At 70.7% G+C, this 25,488-nt stretch carries 19 protein-coding genes; 8 read left to right on the top strand and 11 right to left on the bottom strand.

Annotated elements, in window-relative coordinates; all coding sequences use genetic code 11:
* The first annotated feature begins 6 nt into the window (after positions 1 to 6).
* The 3 genes from LXM90_RS05355 (at position 7) to LXM90_RS05345 (ending at position 4,460) form a co-directional block, all read left to right on the top strand.
* Complete coding sequence (locus LXM90_RS05355; protein WP_020090789.1) at positions 7 to 3,144, top strand: efflux RND transporter permease subunit; 3,138 nt, start codon at positions 7 to 9, stop codon at positions 3,142 to 3,144.
* 107 nt (positions 3,145 to 3,251) lie between these two features.
* A complete protein-coding gene (locus LXM90_RS05350) occupies positions 3,252 to 3,809 on the top strand; it encodes a DUF4337 domain-containing protein (protein ID WP_020090790.1) in 558 nt (185 codons plus the stop codon).
* 123 nt (positions 3,810 to 3,932) lie between these two features.
* Complete coding sequence (locus tag LXM90_RS05345; RefSeq protein ID WP_043712027.1) at positions 3,933 to 4,460, top strand: phosphate-starvation-inducible PsiE family protein; 528 nt, start codon at positions 3,933 to 3,935, stop codon at positions 4,458 to 4,460.
* Positions 4,461 to 4,647: 187 nt separating this feature from the next.
* On the opposite strand, the gene LXM90_RS05340 is transcribed toward LXM90_RS05345, so the two are convergent.
* Complete coding sequence (locus LXM90_RS05340) at positions 4,648 to 5,166, bottom strand: TspO/MBR family protein (protein WP_020090792.1); 519 nt, start codon at positions 5,164 to 5,166, stop codon at positions 4,648 to 4,650.
* Between the two features lie 131 nt (positions 5,167 to 5,297).
* Between LXM90_RS05340 and LXM90_RS05335 the strand changes: the two genes are divergently transcribed.
* The 4 genes from LXM90_RS05335 to LXM90_RS05320 all read left to right on the top strand — a co-directional run bounded on the left by LXM90_RS05335 (position 5,298) and on the right by LXM90_RS05320 (position 9,605).
* Positions 5,298 to 6,500 carry a trans-sulfuration enzyme family protein gene (locus LXM90_RS05335; RefSeq protein ID WP_020090793.1) on the top strand — a complete coding sequence of 401 codons (1,203 nt, stop codon included), beginning with the start codon at positions 5,298 to 5,300 and terminating at the stop codon, positions 6,498 to 6,500.
* Between the two features lie 92 nt (positions 6,501 to 6,592).
* Positions 6,593 to 7,072: a hypothetical protein gene (locus tag LXM90_RS05330; RefSeq protein ID WP_020090794.1), complete on the top strand. Its 480-nt coding sequence runs from the start codon at positions 6,593 to 6,595 to the stop codon at positions 7,070 to 7,072.
* A gap of 260 nt (positions 7,073 to 7,332) precedes the next feature.
* Positions 7,333 to 8,262 carry an AEC family transporter gene (locus tag LXM90_RS05325; protein ID WP_020090796.1) on the top strand — a complete coding sequence of 310 codons (930 nt, stop codon included), beginning with the start codon at positions 7,333 to 7,335 and terminating at the stop codon, positions 8,260 to 8,262.
* 113 nt (positions 8,263 to 8,375) lie between these two features.
* Positions 8,376 to 9,605 (top strand): acyl-CoA dehydrogenase, encoded by a 1,230-nt coding sequence (locus LXM90_RS05320; protein WP_020090797.1) that lies wholly within the window; start codon positions 8,376 to 8,378, stop codon positions 9,603 to 9,605.
* A 151-nt stretch (positions 9,606 to 9,756) separates the two neighbouring features.
* Here LXM90_RS05320 and addB read toward each other — a convergent pair whose 3' ends face one another.
* Together addB and tcuA are read right to left on the bottom strand one after the other, a co-directional pair.
* Positions 9,757 to 12,921, bottom strand: a complete 3,165-nt coding sequence (gene addB, locus LXM90_RS05315; protein ID WP_020090798.1) for a double-strand break repair protein AddB — start codon at positions 12,919 to 12,921, stop codon at positions 9,757 to 9,759.
* A 117-nt stretch (positions 12,922 to 13,038) separates the two neighbouring features.
* On the bottom strand, positions 13,039 to 14,535 hold the full coding sequence (tcuA, locus tag LXM90_RS05310) for an FAD-dependent tricarballylate dehydrogenase TcuA (RefSeq protein ID WP_234081961.1): 1,497 nt from the start codon (positions 14,533 to 14,535) through the stop codon (positions 13,039 to 13,041).
* 116 nt (positions 14,536 to 14,651) lie between these two features.
* On the opposite strand from tcuA, the gene LXM90_RS05305 reads away from it, so the two are divergent.
* Positions 14,652 to 15,305, top strand: a complete 654-nt coding sequence (locus LXM90_RS05305; RefSeq protein ID WP_056531487.1) for a GntR family transcriptional regulator — start codon at positions 14,652 to 14,654, stop codon at positions 15,303 to 15,305.
* Positions 15,306 to 15,318: 13 nt separating this feature from the next.
* Here the strand turns inward: LXM90_RS05305 and LXM90_RS05300 are convergent, their stop codons facing one another.
* The 8 genes from LXM90_RS05300 to LXM90_RS05265 all read right to left on the bottom strand — a co-directional run bounded on the left by LXM90_RS05300 (position 15,319) and on the right by LXM90_RS05265 (position 25,302).
* Positions 15,319 to 16,626: an MFS transporter gene (locus tag LXM90_RS05300; protein WP_056531485.1), complete on the bottom strand. Its 1,308-nt coding sequence runs from the start codon at positions 16,624 to 16,626 to the stop codon at positions 15,319 to 15,321.
* 24 nt (positions 16,627 to 16,650) lie between these two features.
* Entirely contained in the window at positions 16,651 to 18,033 is a 1,383-nt protein-coding gene (locus tag LXM90_RS05295; protein ID WP_091926519.1) for a 2-hydroxycarboxylate transporter family protein, read from the bottom strand.
* A gap of 308 nt (positions 18,034 to 18,341) precedes the next feature.
* Positions 18,342 to 19,937 carry a porin gene (locus tag LXM90_RS05290; RefSeq protein WP_234081960.1) on the bottom strand — a complete coding sequence of 532 codons (1,596 nt, stop codon included), beginning with the start codon at positions 19,935 to 19,937 and terminating at the stop codon, positions 18,342 to 18,344.
* A gap of 873 nt (positions 19,938 to 20,810) precedes the next feature.
* The gene (locus LXM90_RS05285; protein WP_234081958.1) at positions 20,811 to 22,460 is read right to left on the bottom strand and encodes a porin; all 1,650 of its coding nucleotides are present in this window, start codon (positions 22,458 to 22,460) and stop codon (positions 20,811 to 20,813) included.
* Between the two features lie 384 nt (positions 22,461 to 22,844).
* A complete protein-coding gene (locus tag LXM90_RS05280; protein ID WP_234081957.1) occupies positions 22,845 to 23,534 on the bottom strand; it encodes a metal ABC transporter permease in 690 nt (229 codons plus the stop codon).
* Between the two features lie 121 nt (positions 23,535 to 23,655).
* The gene (locus LXM90_RS05275) at positions 23,656 to 23,979 is read right to left on the bottom strand and encodes a winged helix-turn-helix domain-containing protein (protein WP_026604652.1); all 324 of its coding nucleotides are present in this window, start codon (positions 23,977 to 23,979) and stop codon (positions 23,656 to 23,658) included.
* A 62-nt stretch (positions 23,980 to 24,041) separates the two neighbouring features.
* On the bottom strand, positions 24,042 to 24,650 hold the full coding sequence (locus tag LXM90_RS05270) for a HupE/UreJ family protein (RefSeq protein ID WP_020090807.1): 609 nt from the start codon (positions 24,648 to 24,650) through the stop codon (positions 24,042 to 24,044).
* A gap of 112 nt (positions 24,651 to 24,762) precedes the next feature.
* Positions 24,763 to 25,302 carry a PilZ domain-containing protein gene (locus LXM90_RS05265; protein WP_106735895.1) on the bottom strand — a complete coding sequence of 180 codons (540 nt, stop codon included), beginning with the start codon at positions 25,300 to 25,302 and terminating at the stop codon, positions 24,763 to 24,765.
* Between the last annotated feature and the right edge of the window lie 186 nt (positions 25,303 to 25,488).

Here is a 25,488-nt window from a genome sequence, read left to right as displayed (position 1 = left end):
CCGGCCATGCGCCTCAACGTCTCCGCCTGGGCGATCCGAAGGCCCCTGCCCTCGGTGGTCCTGTTCCTGGTCCTGATGATCCTCGGGCTGGTGAGCTTCCGCGCGCTGCCGATCACCCGGTTCCCCAACATCGACATCCCGATCGTCTCGGTGACGATCACCCAGTCGGGCGCCGCGCCCGCCGAGCTTCAGACCCAGGTCACCAAGTGGGTCGAGGATTCGGTCGCCGGCGTGAAGGGCGTCAAGCACATCCTCTCGACGATCACGGAGGGCACCTCCACCACCACGATCGAGTTCCGCCTGGAGGTGAACCAGGATCGGGCGACCAACGACGTCAAGGACGCGATCGCCAAGATCCGCCAGAACCTGCCGCGGACGATCGACGAGCCGATCGTCTCGCGCGTGGAGATCGCCGGCCTGCCGATCATGGTCTACGGCGCCTCAGCACCCGCCATGACGCCCGAGGACCTGTCGTGGTTCGTGGACGACGTCGTCGCCCGGGGCTTGCAGAGCGTGAAGGGCGTCGGCGGCGTCGAGCGCCTCGGCGGCGTCGCCCGCGAGATCCGCGTCACCCTGAAGCCCGACCGCCTGCTGGCGCTGGGCATCACCGCCGCGGACGTGAACCGGCAGCTGCGCCTGACCTCGGCCGACATGGCCGGCGGCCGGGCCGAGGTCGGCGGCCAGGAGCAGTCCATCCGAGCGCTGGCCGCCTCGGCGAGTCTCGAGACGCTCGCCAAGACCTCCATCGTGGTGCCGGGCAACCGCAAGGTCCGCCTCGACGAGCTCGCGACCCTATCGGACACCGCCGAGGAGCCCCGCACCTTCGCGCGCTTCAATGGCGAGCCGGTGGTCGCCTTCGCGATCTCCCGCGCCAGCGGCGCCAGCGACGCCGACGTGTCGGTGGGCGTCGCCAAGAAGATCGCGGCGCTGCACGCGGCCAATCCCAACGTGCGGTTCGACCTGATCGACACCAGCGTCGTCAACACGATCGGCAACTACCACTCGGCCATGATGGGCCTGATCGAGGGGGCCCTCCTCGCCGTCGTGGTGGTGCTGCTGTTCCTGCGCGACTGGCGCGCGACCCTGATCGCCGCGGTGGCGCTGCCGCTCTCGGTGCTGCCGACCTTCTGGGTGATGAGCGCCCTGGGCTTCTCGCTCAACGCCGTCAGCCTGCTGGCGATCACGCTCGTCACCGGCATCCTGGTGGACGACGCGATCGTGGAGATCGAGAACATCGTCCGGCACATGCGGATGGGGAAATCGCCCTACCGCGCGTCGCTCGAGGCCGCGGACGAGATCGGCCTCGCGGTCATCGCCATCACCGCGACGATCATCGCGATCTTCTCGCCGGTGTCGTTCATGGGCGGCATCGCCGGCCAGTACTTCAAGCAGTTCGGCCTGACCATCGCGGCCGCGGTGTTCATGTCGCTGCTCGTGGCGCGCCTGATCACGCCGCTGCTCGCCGCCTACTTCCTGCGCGACCACGGGCCGGACCACGAGCGGGACGGCGTCGTCATGCGCGGCTACACCCGCCTCGTGGCGTGGTCGGTCCGGCACAAGTTCATCACGCTGGTGCTCGGCCTCGCGTGCTTCGCCGGCTCCATCGCCTCCACGGGCCTGCTGCCCGCGGGCTTCCTGCCGGCGGAGGACCAGGCCCGCACCCTGTTCGTGGTCGAGCTGCCGCCGGGCGCCCGGCTCCAGGACACGGTCCGGGTCACCGACCGCATCGAGGAGAAGATCCGCGCGCTGCCCGAGGTGAAGAGCGTGTTCGTGGACGGCGGCCGCCAGCTGCCGGCCAAGAAGGAGGTGCGCCTCGCGAGCCTCACCATCAACCTCACGCCGAAGAACAGCCGCGACAAGACGCAGAAGCAGATCGACGCCGAGGTCGCGGCGATCCTCCGGGAGGAGCCGGACCTGCGCTTCTGGGCCCTGCGCGAGGGCGGCCAGCGCGACCTCGCGCTGATCATCGCCGGCCCCGACAAGGCCGTGGTGGCCGAGACGGCGGCCAAGCTCCAGCGCGAGGCCCAGCAGGTCCCGCACCTCGTCAACGTCATGTCGACGGCCCCCCTCGACCGGACCGAGGTCCGGATCCGGCCGAAGCCCGCCGTGGCGGCCGATCTCGGCGTCAGCACCGACACCATCGCCGAGACCGTGCGGGTCGGGACGATCGGCGACATCGGCATGAACCTCGCCAAGTTCAACGCCACGGACCGGCAGATCCCGATCCGCGTGCAGCTCCCCGAGAGCGTGCGCGGCCGGCTCTCCGACCTCGAGACCCTGAAGGTGCCGGTGAAGGGCGGGACGGCCGTGCCGCTCGCGACCGTGGCCGACATCAGCCTCGGCCAGGGCCCGACCGGCATCGACCGCTACGACCGCGCCGTGCGCGTCGCGCTCGAGGGCGACATGCAGGGCACCGACGCGCTCGCCGCGCTGATCGGCCAGGTGATGAACCTGCCGACCGCCAAGAACCTGCCGCCCGGCGTCACGATCAGCCAGACCGGCGACGCCGAGGTGATGGGCGAGGTCTTCGAGGGATTCGCGCTGGCCATGGGCGCCGGCCTGATGATGGTCTTCGGCGTGCTGATCCTGCTGTTCGGCAACTTCCTGCAGCCGCTGACCATCCTGTTCTCGCTGCCGCTCTCCATCGGCGGCGCGATCCTGGCGCTCCTGATCTGCCACATGCCGATCTCGATGCCGGTGGTGATCGGCATCCTGATGCTGATGGGCGTCGTGACCAAGAACGCCATCATGCTGGTGGATTTCGCCGTCGAGCAGATCCGCGCCGGCGTCGACCGGAACGTCGCGATCGTCGATGCCGGCCGCAAGCGCGCCCGGCCGATCGTGATGACCACCATCGCCATGGCGGCCGGCATGGTCCCCTCCGCGATGGCCTACGGAATCGGCGGCGAGTTCCGCTCGCCCATGGCGGTGGCGGTGATCGGCGGCCTGATCGTCTCGACGGTGCTGTCGCTCGTCTTCGTGCCGGCAATCTTCGTGCTGATGGACGACCTGTCCCGCCTGCTGACGCGGCTGTTCGGCCGCTTCATCGGCGAGCGCGACGATCCGGAGGATGCCTCCGTCTTCGATCCGGCCCATCCGGCCAATGACGGGCACCCGCCGCCGCCGCGGATCGCCGCGGAGTAGAGCGGGTCGGCGCGGAGAGCGGGTGCCGGATCGGTGTCGCGGATTGCGTCGCGCGCCGCGATGGGCTGTGACTCGGCCCCGCCGAATCAACGGAGACGAGCGAGACGATGTCGGGTGGTCACGGGGCGGTCGAGGGGTCGAACAAGCGCGTGGCGCTGCTGATCTCGGTGCTGGCGCTGTTCCTCGCGTTCAGCGAGACACTGGGCAAGGCGTCCCAGACGGATTCGATCGGCGCCAACGTCGAGGCCGCGAACCAGTGGGCCTATTTCCAGGCCCGCACGATCCGCGCGACGGTGCTCAAGACCGCCGACGAGGCCCTGGCGCTGGTGCCCCCGGGACCGAACCAGGAGGCCATCGCCGCCAAGCGCGCCGAGTGGTCGAAGACGCTGGCACGCTGGGATTCAGAGCCGTCGACCGGCGAGGGCCGCAAGGAGCTGTCCGAGAAGGCCCGCGCCTCGGAGGGCCGGCGCGACCTCGCGCTGCTGCGCTACCACCACTACGAGCTGGCCTCGGCGGCCTTCCAGATCGGGATCGTGCTGGCCTCGGCCGAGGTCATCACCGGGATCAGCCTGCTGGTCTTCGCCGGCGGCTTCCTGGGCCTCGCCGGGGCGGCGCTGCTCGGCTTCGGCTACCTCGCGCCGCACGCCCTGCCGTTCTTCCACTGAGCGGCCCCGGCCGCCGGCAGCGACGTAACGCCACCCCCGATCCCGATCGATCGAGCACAAGCGTCGCCGGGCTGGACGCGCGGTCCGGAAGCTGATCGTCTCGGCGCATTCCAGGGGGGAATGATGTCGGAACACTCAGAAGACCAGGGACGCCTGACGAAGGTCGCCAGCGCGATCTTCCTGCACACCGAGCACGCGATCTACGCGGCCCTCGGCATCCTGCTGGCGCTCACCGCCCTCGTGGCGCTGATCGAGGCCGCCGGGATGACCTGGGAGGCGATGCGGGCGCTCGGCGGCGCGCAGCAGATCCTGGAGGTGATCGACCGGCTGCTGTTCCTGCTGATGCTGATCGAGATCCTGCACACGGTCCGGGTCTCGATGCGGTCGGGGACGCTGACCTGCGAGCCGTTCCTGATCGTCGGGCTGATCGCCTCGATCCGGCGGGTTCTGGTGATCACCCTGCAATCGTCGGAGATCATGCACGCCAAGGACTGGTCGCCGGAGAAGCAGGCGCTGTTCCAGGCCTCGATGATCGAGCTCGGCGTGCTGGCGGGGCTGATCCTCACGATGGTGTTCGCGATCTTCCTGCTGCACCGCGCGCGCGACGACGGCAAGCCGGCCGGCGAGGAGAAGCCCGAGCACGTGTCCTGAGATCCGCGCGCCTTCGCGGCGTTCACGAAGGACCTGCACTGATCCGTACGCCTGACGGCGTCCGGATTGCCCTGACCGTCCTTGCGAGCGCAGCGAAGCAATCCAGTTGCGCCACGCCGACCGAGGTAACGCTGCACTGGGTCGCTTCGCTCGCGATGACGGAAGGAAACCGAACCGGAATTGGAAATCAGTTCATCCGCAGGATCGCGGCGTTGAGGAGCGTCGCGAAGGCGACCCAGGCCGTGTAGGGGACGAGGAGCCACGCCGCGAGCCGGTCGAACCGCCAGGTCAGCCGGATCGTCCAGAGCACCATCACCAGCAGCATCGCGACGACGATCAGGCCGGCGCCGATCGCGTGGGCGGTGAAGAAGACCGGCGTCCAGGCGGCGTTGAGCGCGATCTGCACCACGAACGCCGCGAGGGCGAGCCACCAGCCCTGGCGGCTCGGTCCCGTGCGCGGCATGGCGCCGAGCAGGCGCCAGAGCGAGACCGCGATCATCGTGTAGAGGATCGTCCAGGCGACCGGGAACACCCAGTTCGGCGGGTTGAAGGCCGGCTTGTTCAGGCTCGCGTACCAGCCCGGGATCTCCGCCTGGGTCGACACCGAGCCGACGGCGGCCGTGGCCGCGACGGGCAGGATCGCGGCGGCGAGGCGCAGCCAGCGCGGCAGGGGCGATCCCTCGGGGACCTGTGTGGCGGCGGTCATGATCGTCTGTCTCCACGGGGCGCGGCATGTGGCGCGGCATGTGGCGCGGCATGTGGCCCGGCATGTGGCGCGGCTTGCCGGCACCCGCGCGCCGTGGCACGCGCCCGTCTCCATCCGCCGAGAATCGCCAGATGTCACAGCCTTACGCGCCGCAGGGTCCGTCGGATACCCGGAGCGACGCCGAGCCGGAATACACGCGCCGGAGCCTCGCCGCCCAGGCCATGGGGCGGATCGAGCCGGAGACGCGGGCGGTGGTGATGCCGCTCCACGTCGCCACCACCTTCATCCGCGATCCCGACAACGGCTACAGCTCCGGCTACAGCTACGCGCGGCCGGACAACGCCACGGTGCGCGAGGCGGAGTCGGTCCTGGCGATGCTGGAGGGCGCCGCCGCCGGCGCGCTGCTGTTCGGCTCGGGGATGGCGGCGGCGACCGCGGTGTTCGGCGCGCTGGAGCCCGGCGACCACGTGGTCGCCGGCACGGTCATGTACTGGGCGCTGAAGCGCTGGCTGCGCGAGGAGGCGCCCCGGCGCGGCCTCACACTGAGTTTCGTGGACACGGACGATGCGGACGCCCTGCGCGCCGTGATCGAGCCCGGCCGGACCAAGCTCGTCTGGATCGAGACCCCCGGCAACCCGCTCTGGACGGTCACCGACATCGCCGCGGCGGCCGAGATCGCCCACGCGGCGGGGGCGCGGCTGGCCGTGGATTCCACGGCCGCCTCGCCGGTGCACACGCGGCCCCTGGAACTCGGCGCCGACATCGTGATGCACTCGGCCACCAAGATCCTCAACGGCCATTCCGACGTGGTGGCGGGCGTGCTGGCGGGCGCGCGGGCCGACGCGTTCTGGGAACGGATCCGGGGGATCCGCGCCGGTAGCGGCGGCATCCTCGGGCCGTTCGAGGCCTACCTGCTGATGCGCTCGCTCCGGACCCTGCACCTGCGGGCGGCCGCGCAGGCGGCGGGCGCCCTGCGCCTCGCCGGGCGCCTGAGCGGGCACCCGCACGTGACCCGCGTCCTCTACCCGGGCCTTCCGGACGATCCCGGCCACGCGGTCGCCTGCCGGCAGATGCGGGACGGGTTCGGCTTCATGCTGTCGATCCGGGTCGCCGGCGGCGAGGCCGGCGCCATCGCCACGGCGGCGCGGGTGCGGCTCTGGAAGCGGGCGACCTCGCTCGGCGGCGTCGAGAGCCTCATCGAGCACCGCGCCTCGGTGGAAGGCCCGGGCAGCCCCTGCCCGCCGGACCTGCTGCGCCTGTCCACCGGCATCGAGGACACGGACGACCTGTACGGCGATCTCGACCAGGCCCTGCGCGGCGCCCACGCGGGCTGATCGTCGCGGGCGCTTGGTGCCGAACCGGCTCCTGGCGCGTTGTGCCGGCAGTTCCGGCGGCGCGAACCGCCACAGATCGCGAGTCTGACGACATGACGACCCGTTCCCGCACGTTGGTCCCCGGCACCTTCGCGCTGCTCATGCTGGCGCTCGCGCCGGCCTCCGCCCGGGCCGACGCGGTGCCCGATCTCGACGTCGAGCGGACCTGCCGGTCGGCTCAGGTCGCCAACACGAGCATCAGCGACAAGGCGAATTACGACGGCTGCATCCGCTCCGAGCGCGATGCCAAGAAGGAGGCTGAGCGCCACTGGAGCAGTTACACGCCCGCCGCGAAGAGCCAGTGCCAGAACCAATTCAAGGCGGGCGGCTTCCCCTCCTACGTCGAGATGGTGACCTGCCTGGAACTGGCGTCCGGCACGGTGCCGACCCAGAGCGCCGAGGGCGGCCGCGCGGTGGGCGGGCCGGGTGCGCCGAAGGACGTCAAGGTGCAGCGGGAGGGCGGCGCCAACCTGACCAAGGAACCGCCCGCGAGCCAGCGCACGGATCCGATCCAGGTGCTGGAGAACAAGTAGGCGGCGCGGGCGCCGTCACGCGCCGCTGTCGGCCTTGGTGACGGAGGGGAGGTCGACGGTCTCGCGGCCGGCGCGTTATTGGGTGCCCGCGATGAGGGCCCGCACCGCCGCGGCGACCCGGGCGCGCTCGGCGGCGCGGTGATTCTCCCCCCTCTCGTCCGGCATGCCAGCACAGCTTCCGACGGGGCGCGACGCGGCGCGCGGGCGTGCTATGGGCCGAGTCCTCCCCCCGCGCACCAGCCCCCGCTCCCGCCGGCCCCGTGAACGCCCTCGCCATCATCGCCCCGATCTTCGGGATCGTCCTGATCGGCTGGGCCGCCGCCCTCGCGGGGCTCCTCTCCGACAAGGTCAGCGACGGGCTGTCGGAATACGTCTTCGCCGTCGCCGTCCCGGCGCTGATCATCGCCACGCTGACCAAGCCCGGGATGAGCGGGACCATCGCGTGGTCCTACTGGGTCGCGTATTTCGGCGGCGCGGCGATCTCGTGGTCCGTCGGCACGCTGATCGCCCGGCGGCGGGCCGGGATCGAGCGCCGGGGTGCGATCCTCCACGGCTTCGCGGCGAGCCAGTCGAACACGGTGTTCGTGGGCGTCCCGATGATCCTCCAGGCCTACGGCGAGGAGGGCGCCTTCCCGCTGTTCATGCTGCTGGCCGTCCACCTGCCCCTGATGATGGGCAGCGCCACTTTCCTGATCGAGTCCGATTCCGGCCTGCCGGTCCTGGCGCGGATCCGCGGGCTCGCCCTGGTGCTGCTGCGCAACCCGATCTTCGTGGCGCTGCTGATCGGCATGGCCATGAAGGCCCTCGGCCTCGCGCCGGTCGGCATCGCCCAGTCGCTGATCGACGCCTTCGCCGGCACGGCCTCCACCTGCGCCCTGGTGGCGCTGGGCGCCGGCCTGAAGCGCTACCGGGTGCTGTTCGACCTCAAGGGTGCGCTCGTGATCGCGCTCCTGAAGAACCTCCTGCACCCGCTGGCGGTCTGGGTCCTGGCCTTCCACGTCTTCGCGATGCCGGCCGCCTACGCGGGCGTCGCGACCCTGTTCGCCGCCATGCCGGTGGGGATCAACGCCTACCTGCTGGCGGCGCGCTACCGGACCGAGACCGGCATGGTCGCGGCCTCGGTCTTGGTCTCGACGCTGCTGGCGCCGCTCACCACGCTGCTCTGGCTGATGCTCCTCGGCCGGGCGTGACGGCGGCGCCCCGGCGTCACCGCGCGCGTTGGACCGGGCGGCGCGCGGGTCTAGGGTAGGGTCAAGCGCGCGGGCCGCGAAGACCCGCGCCACCCTGCAGGCGAGGAATCTCGATGAACGCTCCGATGCGCCCTCCGGGCAGCGCCTCCCCGTCGGCCCCGGCCTCGGCCCGCTTCGTCTGGGACGATCCCTTCCTGCTGGAGGATCAGCTCACCGAGGACGAGCGGGCGATCCGCGACGTCGCCCAGAGCTTCGCGCAGGAGCAGCTGCTGCCCGGGATCGTGGAGGCTTACGCCACCGAGAAGACCGATCCCGGCCTGTTCCGCAAGATGGGCGAGCTCGGCCTGCTCGGCGTGACGCTCCCGGAGGAGTACGGCTGCGCGGGCGCCTCCTACGTGGCCTACGGGCTCGTGGCGCGGGCGGTCGAGGCGGTGGATTCCGGCTACCGCTCGATGATGAGCGTCCAATCCTCCCTCGTGATGTACCCGATCCACGCCTATGGCTCCGAGGAGCAGCGCCAGAAGTTCCTGCCGAAGCTCGCCTCGGGCGAGTGGATCGGCTGCTTCGGCCTCACCGAGCCGGATGCCGGCTCGGACCCGGCCGGCATGAAGACCAAGGCCGAGAAGATCGACGGCGGCTACCGGATCTCCGGCGCCAAGATGTGGATCTCGAACGCCCCCTTCGCGGACGTCTTCGTGGTCTGGGCGAAGTCCGAGGCCCACGAGGGCGCGATCCGCGGCTTCGTCCTCGAGAAGGGCATGAAGGGCCTGTCCGCCCCGACGCTGAAGGGCAAGCTATCCCTGCGCGCCTCCACCACCGGCGAGATCGTCATGGAGGGCGTCGAGGTCGGCGAGGACGCGCTGCTGCCGAACGTCTCGGGGCTGAAGGGGCCGTTCGGCTGCCTCAACCGGGCGCGCTACGGCATCTCGTGGGGCGCGATGGGCGCCGCAGAGGATTGCTGGCACCGCGCCCGCACCTACACGCTGGAGCGCAAGCAGTTCGGCCGGCCCCTGGCGCAGACCCAGCTCGTCCAGAAGAAGCTCGCCGACATGCAGACCGAGATCGCGCTGGGCCTCCAGGCCTCGCTCCGCGTCGGGCGGCTGATGGACGAGGGCAAGATGGCGCCCGAGATGATCTCGCTGGTCAAGCGCAACAATTGCGGCAAGGCGCTGGACATCGCCCGCACCGCCCGCGACATGCACGGCGGCAACGGCATCATGGGCGAGTACCACGTGATGCGCCACGCCCAGAACCTCGAGACGGTGAACACCTACGAAGGCACCCACGACGTCCACGCCCTGATCCTGGGCCGGGCCCAGACGGGGCTGCAGGCGTTCTTCTGAGGCGCGGAGGACGCGCCTCCCACCGGGTCACCTCATCCTCAAGTGCGGCGCAGTCGCCTCGAAGAAGTCCCCCGGAACCGCGGCGATATCGGGAGGCTTCCTCGAGACCTCCGCTGCGCTTCGGCACCTCAGGATGAGGGCCCGGGCGGGGTCACTCCCCGCCCTCGTCCCCGGCGAGCGACCACTCGAGCACCCGGGCGAGGTGGTCGTAGGCGCCGTACCGGCTGGCATATTGCGGGTAGGGCCGCGCCGTGTAGGCCGCCTCGCCGGTCATGAACCGGGCCACCAGCCCCCGGAGCCGCGCGGCGTGCTCGGCCACGATCGCCTCCACGCCGCGCTCCTCGCCCCGGGGCGGCTTCACCGGGATCGGGACGAAGGGCTTCCGGCCGCCCGAGGCGTGGACGTAGAGCAGGTCCGGCGTCGTCGTCACGGCCGGCAGATCCGCGAAGGCGCCGTGCATCAGCATCGCCGCCTCCAGGGTGAGCTGCGGCGAGAACCCGGAGAAGATCATCTTGCCCGAGGGCGGCGTCCCGGTCTTGTAATCGACGATGCAGGCGGTGCCGTCCGGCCGCAGCTCGATCCGGTCGGCCCGGGCGCGCAGCGTGAAGGTCTCGCGCCCCATCGGGATCGCCCAGCGCCCGGAGACCTCCGGGTAGACCCGGGTCAGGCCGGGCCGGCGCCGCGCCTCCCAGTCCAGATAGGCCGAAGCCATGCGTTCGTAGCGCGGCCACCACTCGGCGTAGAGGTTCGGGTACTCCGCCTCGATGTCGCCGAAGGCGTTCACCGCGAAGTTCAGCAGCCGCTCCGCGAAGTCCGGCGGCAGGTCCTTGGGATGGCGACTGGCGAATTCCGCGAAGACGTCGTGCACCAGGGAGCCGCGGGTGGCGACGCCCGGCGCCGCCGCCAGCGGATCGAGCGGGTCCAGTCCGAGCACGTGGCGGGCGAAGATGCTGTAGGGATCGCGCACCAGCGTCTCGATCTCGGTGACGCTGAGCGAGCGCGGGAACAGCGCCGGGTCCGGCTTCGGCGCGGGGCGCTTCAGCCGCGGCTCCGGCGGCGCCGCGTCGAGCCGCGCGGCGAGGCCCGCGAGCCGGCGCCCCGCGTGCAGGACGGCGTCCCAGCGGGCGTCGCCCGAGAGCGCGCGCAGGCGCTGGATCAGGCGCGACGGCACGGTCGGGGCGCCCTCCCGCTTCAGCGCGCGGGTGATCACCGCGTCGCGGCAGCCGAGCGCCTGCACGAAGTCGTGGGCCATCTGCCCGATCCGCCGCTCGGGCGGGTTGAGGCCGACCCGCTCGCGCATCGGCCGGTTGAGGAACGAGTCGGTCAGCGTGCGCACCGGCCAGACGCCCTCGTCCAGCCCGCCGAGCACCACGCGATCCACCGACAGGAGGCGCGCCTCCAGCAACCCGAGGATGCGCAGGCGCGGATGCGGCGCGTCGCCCGAGCAGGCGACTTTGCGCTCCCGGGCGAGCGACGTGAAGAAGGTGGCGTAGTCGTCGAACCGCCCCGGCATCAGGCCGGGCTCCGCCATCTCCAGGTCGTCGAACAGGGCGTCGAGGCAGGACAGGGATCCGTCCGTCTCGACCGGGGGACCGTCCTCCGGCCCGGCGATCAGCCGGTCGCACGCCTCACGGTGACCCGCGGCGGTGGTGACGAGGTCGCATTCCCCCGCCCCGTCCGGTCCCGGGAAATCCCGGAACACCAGATCGAGCCGGTCCAGCAGGTTCGCGGCCAGCTCCCAGTCGACGTCCTTCAGGCGGCGTTTGGCCCGGGGCCGGTGCTCGGGCGGCCCGGCGCGCTCGGCGGCGAGGGCCTTGCGCAGGCCGTCGAAGCCCGGGGCCGGGACCGGACCGCGCAGCAATCCGATCTCCAGGGCGGCCGCGCCCCGGACCACGTCGGGACGCGGCAGACCGAGATGGACCATCGGATGGGAGAGCAGCGCGATCAGCCGGGCCGGGATCGCGTCGGCCTGATCGCGGGCGAGGTCGGCGGCGAGTTCCGCCGCGAGCCGGGCGAGCCGCCCGGCCGGGCTCACGGCCAGGGACAGCCCGGCGGAATCCTCGGCCACGATGCCCCAGCGCAGCAGCTCGACGGCGACCCGGCCGGCGAGCCCGCGGTCGGGCGTGATGAGCGCCGCAGTCGCACCGGGGGTCTGCAGGGTCTCGCGCAGCGCCAGCGCCGCGACCAGCGCCTCCTCGCGCTCGTCGGCCGCTTCGGCGAGCGCGAGCCCCTCGAGGCCGAGGCGGGCGACGGTGTCGCGCTCGGCCGGGTCGAGGGCGGCCCACGCGTCGGTGGTATCGGCCGGCCGCAGGGCCTGCGACAGGAGCGCGGCTCGCGCCGCCTGGCCGGGGTCGGGCTCGCCGAGGGCGACGACCTCGGCGCGGTCGAGGTTGAGGTTCTCCGGTCCGAGCAACCGGTGCAGCACCGCCTGCGGATGGCCGTGCGCGATCACGCGGGAAAAACCCTCGCCGGTGTCGATGCCGTCCCAGCCGGCCGCGTCGAGGTCGAGATCGAGCCCGGGCAGGACCACGGCGCCGTGGGGCAGCTTGGCCACGGCGGCGATGAGCCGGGCCGTGGCGGGGACGGAGCCCAGCGAGCCGGCGACGATCACCGGGTCCAGCGTCGCGCCGCGCGACAGGCGCCGCTCCTCGGCGAGCACGAGCCCGCGGGCGCGGGCGACCGGATCGGCGAGGCCCCGCTCGGCCAGGAGCTTCGGCCAGTTCTCGGCGGCGATCTTCACGAAGTCGAGGGTCAGGCCGAAGTAGCGGGAATACTCGGCCTCGACGGCCGCGCCGATCTCCGACCAGGGCAGGCCCTCGACGGTGAGCGCGTCCATCAGGCGCTCGAGATCGCCGGCGAGCCCGACCGCGTCGGCGGGGGAGGACGGCACCAGGAACGGCACCTCGGCGTCCAGCGGCAGCAGCGTCCGGTCGACGGTCCTGGCCCAGGCCTGGACGAGGCGGGCCAGGATCAGCCGGCGCTCCAGCGGCGGCATCGGGATGCTCAGGGGATCGGCGTTCTCCTCCAGCAGCGGCTCGGCGGCGAGGTCGAGCTCGGCCTCGTCGGCCTCGCCGAGCGGCACCATCCGCGGCAGCAGCGTCGCCTGGCCGGGCGCGTCCCGGCCGAGCCTCTCGGCCAGGATCGCGCCGAGCGCCCGGGCCGCGCGGCGGGTCGGCAGGTAGATCGTGACGGAGGCGCGCGCCAGCGGATCGTCCGCCACCGGCCCGACGAGGCGGCCGGAGAGCAGCGCCTCGGCGAGCGTCGGCAGGAACGGGACGCCGCGGGAGATGGTGAAAACGGCCTGTCGGGCGGGCATGGCTGGGCTTCTACGCCCGCGCCGGGGCGGCGGACAGGGGACGATGGGCCGCTGGGGAACGATCGCGCGGCTTCCCTCCCCGCATCGGAGGAGTTCGGTCGCGCTCCGCCGCTGACCTCAGCCCTTCGCCCTCGCGGCGGCGCCGTAGCCGGCGCGGCGGCCGAACACGACGCCGGAGGTCAGCCCCGAGCCGCCGGGATAGCCGTTGAAGAACACGCCACCGACCATCTCGCCGCAGGCATAGAGGCCGGGAATCGCGCCGCCGTCCGCGCGCTTCACGCCGCCGTCGTCGCCGACCTCGACGCCGCCGTAGGTGAAGGTGATGCCGCCCGTGACCGGGTAGGCCTTGAACGGCCCGGTCTCGATCCTCTGCGCCCAGTTCGACTTCGGCAGGGCGAGCCCCTTCGTGCCGCGCCCGTCCTTCACGGTCGGGTCGAAGGGCACGCTCTCGTCCACGGCGGCGTTGAACGCCGCGATGGTCCGCCGCGCCGCCGCGCGGTCGATGCCCTCGAGCTTGTCGAGGAGCCCGTCCAAGGTGTCGGCCTCGACGAAGTGCGCGTCGTGGAACCGGTACTCGCTGTAGAGCAGGTGATCTACCTTGGCGTCGAAGATCTGCCACGCCACGTGCCCGGGCTGCTCCATGATCGAGCGGCCAAACTGGGCGTAGGTGTAGTTGCGGAAATTCTTGCCCTCGTCGACGAATCGCTCGCCGTCCGCGTTCAGCATGAGGCCCAGGAAGTAGCAGATCTTCCGGTAGTGCTTGCGCTCGCCATGCGGCAGCTCGAGGTTGCCGTAATCGGGGGTGTGCAGGTCCATCGGCGTGGCGTGGCAGCCACCGTAGAAGCCGTGGGCCTTCGCGCCGAGGTCGAGCGCCATCTGGAGCCCGTCGCCCTGGTTGTGGGGCGTGCCGCGCACCCGGGCCTTGTCCCAGCCCTCGCCGATGAAGCGTGTCCGGAGGGCAGCGTTCGCCTCGAAGCCGCCGCAGGCCAGCACCACGGACGTCGCCCGGACCGGACCCTGCGGCGTCTCCACGCCGACGACGCGCCCGTCCTCCACGATCAGGCCCCGGGCCGGGCAGCCGTAGCGGATCTCGCCGCCGGCCCGGGTGAAGGCCTCCAGCTCGGCCCGGGCGAGGCCGAAGCCCTCGTCGTGGGTGGCGAGCGTCAGGCCGCCCCAGAACACGAAGCGCCCGTCCTTCTCGAACGATTGACGGGAGTAGATCGGCTCGAACTTCACCCCCTGCGTCGCCAGCCAGCGCAGGGCCGCGCCGCTCTCGTCGATCAGGATGCGCTGCTCGCGCGAGAGCGGCCGCCCGTCGTTGAAGCCGAGCAGGTCCGCCTCGAATTTCTGTGCCGTGTAGGCACCGAAATCGGTCCGCGGCAGGCGCGGGTCCTCGGGATCGACCAGCAGCGGGATCAGGTCGTCGTTGCCCGCGTAGACGAAGCGCATGGCCCCGGCCGTGTAGGCGGTGTTGCCGCCGGCGAGGTCCCGCTCGGCCTTCTCGATCATCAGCACCGAGGCGCCGCGCTCCAGGGCGGCGAGGCCGGCGCTCATGGCGGCGTTGCCCGAGCCGACCACCACCACATCCCACGGCGCATCGTCCGGACGCTGCATGCCTGCCTCCTCTCCAACAGCTGCTCTCGAAGCATTGTATACGTTTGCATGCAATTCTTCGCAAGCGTTTCAGGCGTCACGCTTTCGCGCTATGGCCGAGCCGAGGAGAGCCGGACATGAAGGCCAGCGAAGCGGAGCGCTCCAGCGGCGCCGGCGCCTACGAGCGGCTGCTGCGGGCGATCGAGGAGGGCGAGCTCGCCCCTGGCAGCCGCCTGCGCGAGGCGGAGCTCGCCGAGCGGTTCCAGATCAGCCGCACGCCGGTCCGCGAGGCGCTCGGCCGGCTGGAGGCGCAGGGACTCGTCGCCCACGAGCCGCACCGGGGCGCCAGCGTGGCGCAGCTCGATTACGGGCAGGTGAGCGAGCTCTACGACCTGCGCGAGGTGCTGGAGGGGACGGCCGCGCGCCTCGCGGCGATCCACGCCAGCACGGTCGAGACCGAGATCCTGGAGGAGATGGTCGCCCGGGACCGGACGCTGCTCGGCGACGCGCCCGCGCTGGCACGGACCAACCGGCTGTTCCACCGCCAGATCCACGGGGCGGCGCGCAACCGCTTCCTGCAGGGCACGCTGGAGACGATGCGCCTGTCGCTGGTGCTGCTCCCGGGCGCCACCACGCTGGCGGCGCCCGACCGCGCCGCGGAATCGCTCGCCGAGCACGCGGCGATCGTGGCAGCGATCCGGGCCCACGACGGGGATGCCGCCGAGGCCGCGGCCCGGGCCCATATCCGCGCCGCCTTCAAGGCGCGGATCCGGATCTGGCAGGAGAGCTGAGGGCCCCCGACCCTCAGGCGTGGGCCGGCACGCGCTCCAGACTGGGCCGGCCGCGGAACAGGGCGAGCGTCGCGACGATGCCGCAGGCGGCCGCCGCCATCAGCCAGTAGCTCGGCGCCGCCCGGTCGCCGGTCTTCTCGATCAGGAAGGTCGAGACCATGGGCGTCGCCGTGCCGAACAGCGCGGTGGCGAGGCTGTAGGCCAGCGAGAAGCCGCTGGCGCGGACATGGGCCGGCACGACCTCCGAGAGCGAGACCACCATCGCGCCGTTGTAGACACCGAAGAAGAACGAGAACCACAGCTCGACGGCGAGCATCTTGCCGAAGGTCGGGTCGGCCACGAGCCAGTGCAGCGCCGGGTAGGTCGTCAGCAGCGACAGGGTCGAGATCGTCAGCAGCACCGGCTTGCGGCCGATGGCGTCCGACAGCGCTCCGCCCACGGGCAGCCAGACGAAGTTGGTGATCGCCACGAACAGCGTCACGATCAGGCTGTCGGTCTCGGTGAGCTTGAGGACGTTCTTGCCGAAAGTCGGGGTGTAGACGGTGATCATGTAGAACGTCACCGTCGTCATCGTGGTCAGCATCATGCCGAGCAGCACGATCCGCCAGTTGGCGGCCACCGTGGTCAGGATCTCGCGGGTGGTCGGGTGGCGGGTCCGCTTGGCGAATTCCTGCGTCTCCTGGAGCGACCGCCTGATGAAGAAGATGAACGGCACGATCAGGCAGCCGATGAAGAACGGGATGCGCCAGCCGAAATCGCCGAGCTGCTGCTTGGTCAGGAACGCGTTCAGCCCGTAGCCGATCAGGGCGGCGAACATGATCGCCACCTGCTGACTCGCCGACTGGAACGACGTGTAGAAGCCGCGCCGGCCCGGCGTGGCGATCTCGAACAGGTAGATGGAGACGCCGCCGATCTCGACGCCCGCCGAGAAGCCCTGCAGCAGGCGCCCGGCCAGCACGATCAGCGGGGCCGCGACCCCGATCGTGTCGTAGCTCGGGCAGAAGGCGATGAGCACCGTGCCGCTCGCCATGATGGCGAGGGTGATGATCAGGCCCTTCCGGCGGCCGATCCGGTCGATATAGGCGCCGAGCACGATCGCCCCGAGCGGCCGCATCAGCGCCCCGAGCCAGAAGGTGCCGAAGGTCAGGAGCAGCTCGGTGGTCTCGTTGCCCGAGGGGAAGAACGCCCGCGCGATGTAGGTGGCGTAGAACCCGAACAGGAAGAAATCGAACATCTCCAGGAAGTTGCCGCTCGTCGAGCGGAGGATCGCGCCGATCCGCGACTTGAGCGTGGCCCCGACGGCCCCGGGATCACCGGCCATGACGACGTCCTTTCCGGGTGCCCGTCAGGCACCGATCCACTTCATGGCGACGATCGTGCCGGTCACCGTCAGCGCGCCGCCGATGCGGGTGGCGATCTGCGCGAAGGGCATCAGGGCCATGCGGTTCGCCGCCGTGAGGATCGCCACGTCGCCGGTGCCGCCCTGGCCGCTGTGGCAGGCGTTCACGATGGCGGTCTCGATCGGGTACATGCCGAGCCAGCGGCCGACGAAGAAGCCGACCGTCATCAGGGTCACGACGGTCGACACGATCGTGATCAGGTTCACCAGAGTGAAGGCCGCCATCAGCTCGTGCCAGGGCGTCAGCGCGACGCCGATGGCGAAGAGCAGCGGGTAGGTCATCGAGATCTGGACGAACTTGTAGACCACGAAGCCGCCGGCCTGGAGATGGGGCGACACCGCGCTGGCGAGCTTCGCCAGGACGGCGAGGAACAGCATCGCCACCGGCGCCGGCAGGCCGACGAGGTGGTGGGCCATGACGCCGAGCAGGTAGAGGGTGATCGCCGTGAGCCCGGCCGCACCGATCGTGGCGGGATCGATCTGGCCCTTGGCCGCCTCGGCCTTGGCCTGGGCGTCGCTCGACTTGATGCCGTCCGAATCGGGCTGGAGGCGGCCCTCGCCGGTGAGGTGCGGGTAGCGCTTGCCGACGGAGTTGAGCGTGCCCGACAGGATGATCGCGGTCAGGGAGCCCAGCATCACCGGCGGCAGCACCTGGGCGAAGACCACGCCCTGCTGCATCCCCAGGATCGCCGCGTAGCCGATGGAGAGCGGGATCGCCCCCTCGCCGACGCCACCCGCCATGATCGGCACGACGATGAAGAAGAAGGTCTTGTAGGGGCCGAGGCCGAGGAGCGTGCCGACCAGCGTCCCGACCAGGGCCGCCGCCACCGAGCCGAGGGCGAGCGGCGCGAAGATCTTGAGGAAACCCTTGATCAGGACCTCGCGGTCCATCCCGAGGATCGAGCCGACGATGATCGTGGCGATGTAGATGTAGAGGAAGTTGGTGAACTTGGTGAAATCGGTGATCGCCTTGACCATCTGCGGCGGCACCAGGGCGTAGTAGACCAGCGCCGAGGGGATGAAGGTCGCGAAGATCGCCCCGGCTCCGATGTTCTTCAGGATCGGGATCCGCTTGCCGATCTCCGCGCAGGTGAAGCCGCCCATCACCAGCACGGCGATCATGGTCGGCCCGTCGGGCTTGATCTCGCCCTCCTGGACCAGGACGGTGAGCAGGATCGCCAGCACGACGAAGATCGGGAGCGGTATGATGCCGATCTTGAAGTCGATCAGCCGCCACCAGACGTCCGGCCAGAACCGGGCCGCGCGCCCGTCCTCGGCCCGGCCCTCCGCCGGCGACGGGATCGGGCTCGGTGAAACGGTGCTGGTCATGGCGTCCCCCCGGATCTCTGACCGCTCGCGGGCCGCTTCGCCGCGCCCTCGCGACCGCGCGCCGGGCCGCGATCCATCGGATCGCGCACGATCGGCGGCAATAAAGTGACATCCGGCGTATCAGCGCGGATGAAGGGCGGCAACGCGATCCAGGGAACAAAGGACGCGACCTGTCCCGTCGGCCGGGATTAAGATCCCGTCTCCGTCGTGATCACAGCTCAGAGAATTGGCCAAGCGGCCGACCGGGCCATGACGGCATCGGACGGGGACAGGCGACGGGACTGAGGCCCCGCCGCCGGGATCGTCGATCAGAAGTCGCGCTGGACGCGGAAGCGGACCTGCGAGACCGAGTCCTGCGTCACGGTGCGCGGGACGAACGTGCCGCTGTTGATGCCGGCGACGTTGGCGTAGGCGGTGGGACTCTTGTCGGAGTCGATCGCGCGACCGTGCTTCACGCCGATCTGGGTGTAGAAGGCCTCGACGCCGATATCGAGGTCGCGCACGGGCGACCAGATGATGCTGCCGCCCGCGACGAACTGATAGGTGTCGCGCAGCGCTTGGCTCAACTGGTAGAAGCGGGTTCCGGGCGCGCCGACCGCGTTGGAGCCGAGATTGGCGGCGCCGTTGAAGCTCAGGACGTTGTAGAGCGCGCCCTGTGCGAGGCGCGCGTTGCGGGAGAAGTCCTGTTCTCCGTAGGCGCCGAAGACCGCCGAGCGCCATTCCGGCGTCCAGTAATGCAGGAACGACGCGACCGCCGAGAAGGATTGCGATGTCTGCAACTGGTCGGTGAAGGGGTTGACCGTCGCGTCCGAGAAGCTCTGGTAGATCTTCTGGCCCTGGAAGCCGTTGTTGAGCTGCGTGTAGCAGCCGGTGAAGGCGCAGTATCCCGTATACATCTGCGCGCCGTCGGCGTAGGCGCTCTGGAGATAGAGGGCGTCCCCCGGCGCGACGAAGGGGGCGTTGATCTTCAGGCCGCCCTGCACCGCCCAGCCCTCGACGCTCCTGGTGTGCGCGACGCTGACATTGGCGCCCGCCGCGGGCGTCGCCGCGATGTTGCCGACGTTCAGCTCGTGAACCGCGGCGGAGACCTGCGCCGAGCCCCAGCCCTGATCGACGCGCAGGACGCCGACGACATCGGGCAGCCGCTCGCGCTGGATGCTGTCGACGCCGCTGACCCCGATCGGTGCGCCTCTGAAGTAGCCGACGAAGACCGGGCTGACCGGCGACGCGGTGCCGGCCGGCGCGTAGATCGGGCTGCGCCGGAAGACCGGGTCCTCGACCGACAGCGTGGCCGACAGCCCGGCGCCGGCCGTCACCGTGTAGGCGAGGAGGTTGGTGGAGGAGACGTCCGAGCCCGCGGTCGCGCCGTAGATCTCGAAGTCGTGGGCGTAGAAGTCGAAGAACGACGAGGCGCGACCGGCGGTCAGGCCGGCGAACTGGATGAACGCCTTATCGACGTTCATGAACTGCTGCGCATGCCCGGCCTGGTCGACGCCGGTGGCGTCGTAGGCCTGCCCGATGCGCGCCTGCGTCCCCGAGCGCGCGTAGCCGGTGCGGGATCCCGCATCGAGGCGGACGAAGGCGCGCAGGGTGCCGTAAGCGGTCTGCGTGCGGGCATCGAGGTTGATGCGCAGACGCGCCTGATAGCCCGCGCTGTCGCCGGCGTTGGTGCCGGCCTGCCGCGTCGACGCCGTCATGTACCCGCCCTCGTACCGGGCGCGGCCCGAGATGCGCAGGCAGGTGTCGGTGCCGGGGATGTAGAAGAAGCCGGCGCCGTACGCGCCGCAGACGCGGACGTACTCGACCGGGACAGCCTTCTTGACCGGCAGGTCGGCGGCGTGCGCAGCGCCCATTGTCGCGAACGCGGCGGCAGTCGCCAGCAGCGATGATCTCAGTAATGTCATCGATGTCTCCGGAATTTCAAGCTCAATTCTCGCAAACGGATGAGCGAGACCGGACACACCAAATATAATCCACGATTTGTTCGCAGATCATTGGCATGTTTTCGCTCGCCACGGCGGTTTTGAGGCCCATTTGCCCGGCGACGATGTGCAGCGGCACCACCGCGTGCAACAAAGATTCGGATTTATCTTCAATCCTGCATATGAACGTTGCGCGTACGCAACAAAATGTTATCCAATAATGCAAAATCGGAGATAATTACTCAGTATATCTATATATTATCAGGTTAGCCGAGCGGATGAAATATTGATAAAATCGGCTCGTTCGAACGACCAGCACCAATCGAGAAGCGATGGCCCGGAAGTCAACTCGGAGCTGTCGTGCGGGCCGTCTCTGACCGGACAGGCGTGGCGGATGCAGTCAGAACCGCCTGGGTGCCCCGCGAACGGCACGCGGTCGCCGGCGAGCGATTCGACGCGCGAATCCTGCCCGTCCGACGCGTCGGCCGGAGGCTCGGCTCATTTGCGGGATGGCACGTGTCGCACGGCGCGGCGGCGTTTGCCCGGCTCGATGGACGCGGCGCGCGCCCGGAAAGCGGGTCCGAACGAACGATGGCGCGCATCGGCGGCGCCCTGCGCGCGGGGCGGCGCATCGCCGGACCCTATCATGGGTCGGTCAACGGACCGGCCGGGAGCGGGCGGGATCGCGGCGCGGAACGCACCGGGTCGCGTGCCGACCGCGCGCTGGCGGCCGGAGGCGTTACGGATCCAGGGCGGCCCGGCACAACGAAAAAGGCCCGGCTGAAGCCGAGCCTTGAGGTTTCTGAAGCACGGGGACCGGCGCGGAGGCCGAGGCCCCGGCGCCGGTGGAGTGGCTTAGAAGTCGCGCTGGACGCGGAAGCGGAAGGTGGACACGCTGTCCGCCGTCGTGGTCCGCGGCACGAAGGTGCCGTTGTTGATGCCGGCGACGTTCGCGTAGGCCGTCGGGGTCTTGTCGCGGTCGATCACGCGGCCGTTCTTGACGCCGATCTGGGTGTAGAAGCCCTCGACACCGATATCGAGATCCTTCACCGGCGACCAGATGATGCTGCCGCCCGCCACGAACTGGTAGGTGTCGCGCAGCGCCTCGCTGAGCTGGAAGAACCGGGTGCCCGGCACGCCGACGGCGTTCACGCCGAAGGAGTTGGCACCGGCCGGGTTGGCGAGCGCGAAGGCCGCGCCCTGGGCCAGACGGGCACCGCTGCTGTAGCTCATCTCACCGTACGACCCGAAGAAGGCCGAGCGCCACTCCGGCGTCCAGTAGTGGAGGTACGAGGCCGTCGCAGTGAAGCTCGTCGACTGCTCGAGTCGGCCCGAGAACGGGTTGATCGTCGCGTCGTTCATGTACTGCGCGAACTTCTGCCCCTGGATGGTGGCCGGGTTCTGCGAGTAGCAGCCGCTGAAGGCGCAGTAGCCGGTGTACATCTGGGCACCGGAGCCGTAGGCGCCCTGCAGGTAGAGGGCGTCGCCCGGCGCGATGAACGGCGTGTTGATCTTCAGGCCGCCTTGGACCGCCCAGCCGTACGAGTTGCTGGTGTGCGGGATGCTGATGTTCGAACCGGTGCCGGTGCCGGCGCCGTTCTGCACGTTGCCGACGTTCAGCTCGTGCACGGCGGCCGAGACCTGAGCCGAACCCCAGGCCTGGTCGAGGCGCAGGGCGCCGACGAAGTCGGGCATGCGCGAGCGCTGGATCGCGTCGACGAAGCTGTACCGGGTCGGCACGCCGCCGGTGTAGCCGATGAACACCTCGGCGGGCGCGGCCGTCTGAGCGAAGTTCTGGATCGTCGCGTTAACGGTGGCGCCGGTCGGGTTGTTGGTCTGCGAGAAGATCGGGCTGCGGCGGAAGACCGGATCTTCGACCGAAATCGTGGCGGACAGGCCGTTGCCGAGCGTGGCCGTGTAGGCGAGCAGGTTGGTCGAGGCGACGTCGGAGCCGAGCGTGGCGCCGGCGAACTCGAAGTCGTGGGCGTAGAAGTCGAAGAACGACGAGGCGCGACCGGCGGTCATGCCGGCGAACTGGATGAAGGCCTTGTCGACGTTCACGAACTGCTGGGCGCGACCGAACTGGTCGATGCCGAGGCCCGGGAAGGCCTGAGCGATACGCTGCTGGGTGCCGGAGGTGCCGACGCCGGAGTAGCCCGTGCGGGATCCGGCATCGAGGCGGACGAAGGCGCGCAGGGTGCCGTAGGCGGTCTGGGTGCGGGCATCGAGGTTGATGCGCATCCGGCCCTGGTAGCCCGACGTGTCGCCGTTGGTGCCCTGGCGCGAGTAGCTGGTCATGTAGCCGCCCTCGAACCGGGCGCGGCCGGAGAGACGCAGGCAAGTGTCGGTGCCGGGGATGTAGAAGAAGCCGGCGCCGTAGGCGCCGCAGACGCGGACGTACTCGATCGGGACCGCCTTCTTGACCGGGAGGTCGGCGGCGTGGGCTGCGCCTACGGCCGCGAACGCAGCAGCAGACCCGAGCAATGAGCTCTTCAAGAGCTTCATAGACATCTCCAAAGCTTCGAGACCCAATGATGCGGACCTGCCCGGTTATCCGGGTCTAGCCGCACGTTCTGTAGGTTTGGCCCGCGTCTTAGGTGGCAGGCTCCTGCGGGCTCTCGCTTGGCGATGCCCCCGTGCACGATCACCATGTGCGAACGGGTTTCCGCGAGCAACGAGGATTCGCGGCTGCCTTGGCAGTTCCAGCGCGATGTTGCGGCCTGGCAACATTCTCGGGGCGCTTTAGTCGGCAACGGTCCGCCGAATGTGCACGAATGCTGTCCTGAGCGGCTGAGCTGCCGCGCCGACGGGCAGCCTTTCGCCCGGCCCCGACCCGGGACCGGGCGGCTCACGCCGTCCCAGCCGATTCGCCGGCGCCGGACGGGCGCCTTACATGGGCGGCGTCAGCCCGTCCTTTCCGACGGCGACGCGCCGCGCCGTGATGCGGCCGTCGTCCCCGCGCGCGGCGATCACGAAGACCTTGGCGCCGGGCGCTACGGCCGCGGCGCTGGCGGGCTCGAAGCTGACGACCGGCGCCTGTGGCGGTACCAGGATCTGCAGCGACTGGCCCTGACCGCAATCGACCGTGAGGGTCCGCTCCGCCCCGCCGCGGCTCGCCTTGACCGTCCCGTTGGTCATCGCGCTCTTCACGCGGGGCGCGTCGGGAGCGGTCGAGCGCACGTCCGCCTTCACGGTTCCGTTGGTCATGGCGCTCCGCACCGACGCCCCGCCCGCGGTGTGGTCGGGGATCATGTCCCAGTCGTAGTGTCCCTCGCCGGTGCCGCGCATCGCCTCGGGGAACAGCACCACCTCCAGGGCCACCGGCGGCTCGCCCTTCGTGGCCGTGCCGATGAAGACCCCGTCCCTGATCGCGTCGAGACTCGACGGGACCACCCAGGAAACCTTGGCGTCGGGGGCGAGCGCCACGGTCTCCGACGCGCCGTCCCGTGTCTTCAGCGTGAAGCCGCCGCCCGCGACCGCCTCGACGGTCCCGCGCAGGCGCTCGACCTTCGGCGCCGCCTGCGCACCGGTGGTGACGGCCAGCAGGCTCATCAGGGCGAGCGTCGTGAGTTTTGCCATGGGGGTTCTCTTCCTGGTGCCGGGATTGTCGCGACCGGCTGGACGTGGGGCGGGATGATGGGACGTCAGCCCACGAGGGCCTGTGACATCGCATCCGGGTTCGCGCCCGTGCCCGGCCCGGTTACGCGTCCCCGGCCTGTCCCAGGCAGATCAGGAACGGCGCGGCCGCAGCCTCCGCGGCCGCCTCGACGGCCCGGTAGCGCCGCACCACGTCGGTGCCGAAGGCCGAGAGGCGCGCGCCCCCGCCGGCCCGGCCACCGGTCTGCGCCTCGACCACGGGGCGACCGAAGCCTCTGTTCATCGCCTCGACCAGCAGCCAGGCCCGGCGGTACGACATGCCCAGCGCGCGGCCGGCGCCCGCGATGGAACCGTGCTCGGCGATCATCTCCAGGAGCCGCACCTTGCCGGGGCCGAGGCGGTGCCCCGGCCCGAGATCGATGCGGATGCTCAGCCGGGGCGCCGCGCCCGCGGCCCGGGCGGGGCTCCGGAGCGGGTCGGGTACGGCGCTCAGGCGGGGAGCGCCAGCAGCGCGAGACCGGCCGCGGCGAGGCCGACACCGAGGGCCGGGGCGGCCCGCGTCGCTCCGATCCGCGACGCCGCGGCGCCGAGTCCGATCCCCGCGGCGTGCAGGAGCGCGGTGGCCGCGAGGAACCCGAGGCCGAAGGACAGGCCGGAGGCGGTCTCGGGCATCTCGGCACCGTGGGCGTAGCCGTGGAACACCGCGAAGACGCCGACCAGGGCAGCCAGCAGGGCCACCGGCGCGCGCAGGCCGACGATGGCGGCGAGGCCGAACACGACGATGGACAGCGCGATCCCGAGCTCGACATGCGGCAGCACCGCGCCGGCCATGCCCAGCCCCGCCCCCACGCTCATCAACGCCAGGAACGACAGGGGCAGCGCCCAGAGCGCCCGTCCGCCGCGCAGGCTGGCGAGGAGGCCGACCGCGACCATCGCGAGAACATGGTCGGCGCCCAGGAGCGGATGGAGGAACCCGGCCTCCGCGCCCGTCGCGGTGCCGTGCCCCGGATGGGCGAAGGCCACCTGGGGCAGCAGGGCGAGTGCGGCCGGCAGGAGCGCGAGGCATGTGGCGGAACGGGCGGAGAGCGGTCGCTTCATCGGTGATCCTTCGCTGGACCCGCGAAGTTGTAGCGCCCTTCCGCCGCCTCTGCGAGGGGCGGGTGGCCGACGATCGCCGCACCGCGGCGGCGCCCGGTTTCGCGGGCGGCCCTCAGAGCGACATCGCCTCGTGGACCGCGGACGGCGCGAACGGCTCCGAGAAGGCGGCCCCGACACCGTGGGTGAAGTGGCGCATCACGGTGGCGGTCTTTCGCCCGACCCGGATCATCGCCCCGATCTCCAGCGCGTGGTCGACGAGCAGGGCGACGCCGGAGGCCGAAACGTTGAGGACGTGTCCCTGGAGGGCCTCGCCCGATGAAGTGGTGATCTGGACGATCTTCTGCTTCGGCACGATCCGACGGTGCGCGCGGATCGGTTCGGGTTGCAGGTCCTGGGCCTTTGCCAGCGTCACGAACTGACGGGCGACGTCAGTGAGAGTCGCGCGTCCACCGCGGACACAGACAACGAACTCCTGACCGGCCACGCGGGCGATGCGGGCCTCGAGCGTGCCGATATGGCGGATGCTGCAGGTGAGATGCTCACCCGGCACCAGGAGCGACGAGGAGCGGAACCGGATGCCCTCGGTCGAGACGTCGGCGGTCACGGCGTAGAAATCGCGACGCCGCTGGTTCCAGCACAACGCGGGCAACATGACGATGTGCCGCCGGACCATCACACCCGCATCATCATAAAGAATACATCGGCGACCTTCTGGGGCCGAAGTTTCTTCTGGCCTGTTCAAGCAATGCGTAAAATTGGACTTATCCCGATCTAAGTCGCACCTCAGATCCGGCGCTCACGAAGCTGTTCGCAGGCCGATCTCGACCTTGGCGCGGTC

Origin of the sequence: Methylobacterium oryzae, assembly GCF_021398735.1 — a bacterium.
Classification (GTDB): Bacteria; Pseudomonadota; Alphaproteobacteria; order Rhizobiales; family Beijerinckiaceae; genus Methylobacterium.
Note: the sequence above shows the minus strand (reverse complement) of the source record. Positions and strands in the feature narration are given on the sequence as shown.

Excerpts from the sequence above, each read along its gene's own strand:
- LXM90_RS05355 (WP_020090789.1), top strand. The coding sequence starts at position 7 with ATGCGCCTCAACGTCTCCGCCTGGGCGATCCGAAGGCCCCTGCCCTCG.
- LXM90_RS05350 (WP_020090790.1), top strand. The coding sequence starts at position 3,252 with ATGTCGGGTGGTCACGGGGCGGTCGAGGGGTCGAACAAGCGCGTGGCG.
- LXM90_RS05345 (WP_043712027.1), top strand. The coding sequence starts at position 3,933 with ATGTCGGAACACTCAGAAGACCAGGGACGCCTGACGAAGGTCGCCAGC.
- LXM90_RS05340 (WP_020090792.1), bottom strand. The coding sequence starts at position 5,166 with ATGACCGCCGCCACACAGGTCCCCGAGGGATCGCCCCTGCCGCGCTGG.
- LXM90_RS05335 (WP_020090793.1), top strand. The coding sequence starts at position 5,298 with ATGTCACAGCCTTACGCGCCGCAGGGTCCGTCGGATACCCGGAGCGAC.
- LXM90_RS05330 (WP_020090794.1), top strand. The coding sequence starts at position 6,593 with ATGACGACCCGTTCCCGCACGTTGGTCCCCGGCACCTTCGCGCTGCTC.
- LXM90_RS05320 (WP_020090797.1), top strand. The coding sequence starts at position 8,376 with ATGAACGCTCCGATGCGCCCTCCGGGCAGCGCCTCCCCGTCGGCCCCG.
- addB (WP_020090798.1), bottom strand. The coding sequence starts at position 12,921 with ATGCCCGCCCGACAGGCCGTTTTCACCATCTCCCGCGGCGTCCCGTTC.
- tcuA (WP_234081961.1), bottom strand. The coding sequence starts at position 14,535 with ATGCAGCGTCCGGACGATGCGCCGTGGGATGTGGTGGTGGTCGGCTCG.
- LXM90_RS05305 (WP_056531487.1), top strand. The coding sequence starts at position 14,652 with ATGAAGGCCAGCGAAGCGGAGCGCTCCAGCGGCGCCGGCGCCTACGAG.
- LXM90_RS05300 (WP_056531485.1), bottom strand. The coding sequence starts at position 16,626 with ATGGCCGGTGATCCCGGGGCCGTCGGGGCCACGCTCAAGTCGCGGATC.
- LXM90_RS05295 (WP_091926519.1), bottom strand. The coding sequence starts at position 18,033 with ATGACCAGCACCGTTTCACCGAGCCCGATCCCGTCGCCGGCGGAGGGC.
- LXM90_RS05290 (WP_234081960.1), bottom strand. The coding sequence starts at position 19,937 with ATGACATTACTGAGATCATCGCTGCTGGCGACTGCCGCCGCGTTCGCG.
- LXM90_RS05285 (WP_234081958.1), bottom strand. The coding sequence starts at position 22,460 with ATGAAGCTCTTGAAGAGCTCATTGCTCGGGTCTGCTGCTGCGTTCGCG.
- LXM90_RS05280 (WP_234081957.1), bottom strand. The coding sequence starts at position 23,534 with ATGGCAAAACTCACGACGCTCGCCCTGATGAGCCTGCTGGCCGTCACC.
- LXM90_RS05270 (WP_020090807.1), bottom strand. The coding sequence starts at position 24,650 with ATGAAGCGACCGCTCTCCGCCCGTTCCGCCACATGCCTCGCGCTCCTG.
- LXM90_RS05265 (WP_106735895.1), bottom strand. The coding sequence starts at position 25,302 with ATGTTGCCCGCGTTGTGCTGGAACCAGCGGCGTCGCGATTTCTACGCC.